This window comes from Faecousia intestinalis (assembly GCF_040096185.1).
Taxonomy (GTDB): domain Bacteria; phylum Bacillota; class Clostridia; order Oscillospirales; family Oscillospiraceae; genus JAZOXB01.
The window spans coordinates 1-4,193 of the sequence record NZ_JBBMFF010000245.1 but is presented as its reverse complement, the minus strand read 5'-3'; the positions used below and the strand labels follow the sequence as shown (position 1 = coordinate 4,193).

Here is a 4,193-nt window from a genome sequence, read left to right as displayed (position 1 = left end):
AAAAAGTCCAAAGGGACTTTTTTGACAAGCTGAGGCCCCGCTGCGGGTGCAGCGGGGCCGTTGGGGATATTGCTTATTCTGCCGTGACGATCTGGCCGTTGACGAGCGCGAAGCGCACGCCCTCGTTCAGGCTGATCAGGTTGCTCAGGTCATTCTCCGTGAGCGTGTAGTCCGCTCCGGCAGCCACGACCGTACCGGCCGCAGGCGCACTGCGGAAGGCGATCTTCATCGCGCCGGGCAGGGCCGAGGCGATGTTCAGGCAGGCCGTCTTGCTCGGCGTATTCCAGAAGAACGGAGCATTGGTCATGTTCGTTCCGGCCTTCAGCTTCAGCGTGATGTCCGCCGCGTTCGTGCCGCTGCAGGCAAAGCCGTTGCCGTTCTCGTCCGAAACGCAGGTGTTTCCGTAGAACTCGCCGCCCGTGACGGTGACCTTGCAGCCGTTCGTGGCCAGCAGAACGGTGCCGATGCTCATTGTGCCGGTCTCCGCCGTCAGCGCATTGTTGCGGTAGATACCGCCGTTCACTGTAATCTCCGCACCGGCCGAATCGCCGAGAATGGCGGCGCCGCCCTTGGTATTGCTGACGACGTTGTTCTCAAACGTACCGCCGTTCACCGTGAGCTTGCTCTGGCCGAGGATGCTGAGGCAGGAATAGAGGTTGTTGCAGAACGTACCGCCGTTGACGATGACCTCGGAAGACTTGTCGTCCGTTTTCTGCACCGAGCCTGTTGCAAAGACGGCGGAGCCCTTCCTGATGTTCTCAAAGACTGCGCCGTCCTCGATGGTAACGATCGAGCCATAGGCATAGATGGCATCATCGTCGAAATCGCGGAACACGGTGCCGGACTTAACGACGATCTGCGCCTTCTGGCCGTCGCTCCAGTCACCGCGGATTGCCGTAGCGTACTTGCCCTTGAGCTGATAATAGCGGTTGCCGTCGAACGTGATGTCCTCAAGCGTCAGTGTGCAGTTCAGGACCTCGACAAGATTGCCAGAGGTATTCGTGTCGTTCTCCAGCATGACATAGGCATTCGGAATGCCCTTCAGGGACCACGTCTCGTCGCTGCGTACCACAAGGCACTTGGGGGAAGAGCCCGCCGAAGCCGACGGGATACTGATGATGTTGTCCCCCGTGGCGGACTGCCGCTCGATAAGCAGCTCCTTCGCGCGCGCGAACGTCAGAACGGCGGTCTCGGCCGTCTTGCCGTCGTTCGCATCGCTGCCGGTGGCCGCGAGATAGACGATCGTGCCGACCACACGGGAAGCATTCAGGAAAACCGTGTTCGTTTCCGTGTCGACCGACAGCTTGTAATGGGAATCCAGCGGCTCTGTCAGCTCAATGTTCGCCAGATCGGCCTCGGTCAGCGTATAGCCGCTGCCGCCAACGATCTTGTTCATGTAAACCTGCGCTTCGAGCTTCAGCCGCAGCGGCTGCTTCAGAGCGGAGGTCACGAGAACCGGCAGACGGGCCGTGCTGTTCATCAGCAGAATTTCGCTTTCCACCACGCTCTGGTTCGCAAGGATCAGGCTGCCGTGGGCGTAGATCTGGTACTCCGCGCCCGCCGTGGCGGTATTGCCGAAAATCCTGCCGTTTTCCAGCGTGCAGCTGCTGGGCTTCGTTGCCGCGCCGCCCTGCAGCAGGATGGCTCCTGCGGTAGCGCCGACATTGCCGGTGATCTCGCCACCCTTGAATTCGGCATTGACATACTGACCGACAAGGATCGCGCCCACGCCCTTCAGGCTGCCCTCGGCAGCGGCATTGTTGGCGTAGATCTTACCGCCGTTCATCGTGAACGTCGTAAAGCCCTTCGTGGAGCTTCCGGACAAGCTGATGGCACCGGCCGGGACGCTCAAGACGCTGACGTTTGCCTTCGCGGCATCGGTCACGGTATTGTGGTGAATTTCGCCGCCGTTCAGGACGATGCTGCTGCCGCCTTTCGTGGTCGAAAGGCCGATCGTCGCCGTCTTGCAGGTGTTGTCATGGATGCTCGCGCCGTCGTTCATGGTGAAGTCGGCGTTATGCAGATAGAGAATATTGCTGCTGGTCGTAACGGTATTGCAGATCTCGGTGCCCGCATTCAGCGTCAGCTTGCCGGACGTGCAGTTGCCGACGATATAGCTGGAGAACGGCGTGCCGTCCTCGGCAGCCCAGCGCTGCGCGCCGCCGTCAATGCAGATATTCTGGAGCGTCAGGTTACCGGTGGCGTTCACCCAGAACATGTAGCTGCTCTTGTAGCCCTCGGCACGCGTGACCACCGCATCCGGATACTCGCTCAGATCCCAGACCTGCGTATCGCCGACGGTGACCATGCTCGTAATGTAAATGACCTTGTAGGCCGAATCCGCCAGCAGCTCCTTGGCGCGGGCAAAGGTCTTAACACCCTCTGCCGCCGTCATGCCGGATTTGCTGTCGTCGCCGTTTTTGCCGTCGAGGTAGACATAGTTGAGCTTTGCCTCGGCCCAGGCAGCATAGACCGTCACATCAGTCTTGATGCTCTGATTACGGTCGAAGAGCTGCGTGCAGGCCTCGTCCGTATACCAGCCGTTGAAGACGTAGTTGTTCTTCGTCGGGTTCTTCGGGTTCGTGACATACTTGCCATGATCGACCTGCGTGGAATAGTAGACCTCGCCGTCGACGATATAGGTCACGGTATAGACATTGGTCTCCCACTTGCCGTAGAGCGTCAGGTTCGTCGTGACCGGCGTGGAGAAGTCATAGACCTGCGTGTAGGCGGCGTCCGTGTACCAGTTCGACACATGGGAGCCGACGCGGCGGGTCTCCGGCACGGGGACGGGCTGGCCCCACGTCACGCTCACGGGTGTGTCGACGTACATGGCGTTGGCGTTCGGGCTGATGACGAAATTGACCTGCATCGTGCGGTAGCGGGTCGTGAAGTCGACCGTAACATCCTCATCAAAGTCCGAGAGGATGAACACGTTCTCCGCGCGGACGAGCGTGCCCGCGGAGGCGGAGGCGGTGTCGAGCTCAAAGCCGTTTTCCGCCACGCCGTAGAGGCCGAACTCCACATAGGGCTCGTTCGTGTTGACCTCGATGCTCGTGACCTTCTGGCCGTGGTACTTGGCATAGCCGTTCTCGCCGCGGAACGTAACGGTCACGGTCTTGCCCGGCTCCGTCGGCTCGGACGGCTCGGTGGGCTCCTGCGTGGGCTCTTCCGTCGGCTCCTCGGTCGGCTCTTCGGTGGGTTCCTCCGTCGGCTCCTCAGAGGGCTCCGTCGGCTCGACCGGCGTATAATCCGTGACCTTCATGAGCGTGCTGAGGATCTTGGCTGCCTCGGCGCGCGTGATGGACTTCTGCGGCAGGAACGTGCCGTCCGGGTAACCGGCCAGAATTCCGGCCGCAGTCGCCACGGCGACGGCCTCCTTCGCATAGTCCTGGATGCTCGCGGCATCCGCATAGGTCAGCTCGCCGCCCTCGGGGAGCGCGAGCGCCTTCCAGCCCGCAAAGCGGACCAGCAGAGTCATGGCGTCCTCACGGGAAACGGCCTTGTCCGGGGCAAACGTGCCGTCCGGATAGCCGAGCACGATGCCGTTTTCCGCCGCCCAGCTCACGGCAGCGGAATACCACTGACCGGCAGGGACATCGGAGAAGCTGGTCTGCTCCGTGAGCGTGTCGCCGCTCAGGCGGGCAAGGACCGTGACGAACATGGCGCGCGTCATGGCATCCTCCGGCGCGAAGTTCTTATCGTCCACGCCGTTCATGATGCCCTTTTCCGTGACGTCTTCGATATAGGGATGCGCCCAATGGGTGTCGAGCACATCGGCATAGCTGCTTCCCGCCGCAAAGACGCCCGGGCAAAGCCCAAGCACGAGCGCGACCGCCAGAAGCAGGGATAACATCCGCTTTTTCATGCAGATTTCCTTCCTTTCAGAATCGTTCGGGGGCGCTCCCGCCGCCGGAAGACGGCGGGAGCCTGCGGTCTCGGGATCAGTTCATCTTCAGGTAGTTGACGAGCACCAGAGCGACCTGCGCGCGGGTAGCGCTGCCGGCCGGGTTCAGCGTCGTGGGCGTCATGCCGACGATGATGCCGGACTGCACCGTCCAGCTCATGGCCTCCAGCGCCCAATCGGCGACCTCACCGCGGTCCTGATAGCCCGCAAGGACATCGTCCTTCGCGGTATACTTGCCGCCCCGCAGCTTCCAGTAGCGGTAGAGCATCGTGGCCATTTCCTGACG

General features: G+C 61.5%; 2 protein-coding genes. Both read right to left on the bottom strand.

Annotated elements, in window-relative coordinates; genetic code table 11:
- Nucleotides 1-73 precede the first annotated feature (73 nt).
- Nucleotides 74-3,868, bottom strand: a complete 3,795-nt coding sequence (locus WMO66_RS11385) for an S-layer homology domain-containing protein (protein WP_349136540.1) — start codon at nucleotides 3,866-3,868, stop codon at nucleotides 74-76.
- 76 nt (nucleotides 3,869-3,944) lie between these two features.
- A partial coding sequence (locus tag WMO66_RS11380; RefSeq protein WP_349136539.1) for an S-layer homology domain-containing protein occupies nucleotides 3,945-4,193 on the bottom strand: 249 nt, incomplete at its 5' end.

What these genes read in the sequence shown, in the direction of transcription:
- WMO66_RS11385 (WP_349136540.1), bottom strand. Translation starts at nt 3,868, where the DNA reads ATGAAAAAGCGGATGTTATCCCTGCTTCTGGCGGTCGCGCTCGTGCTT.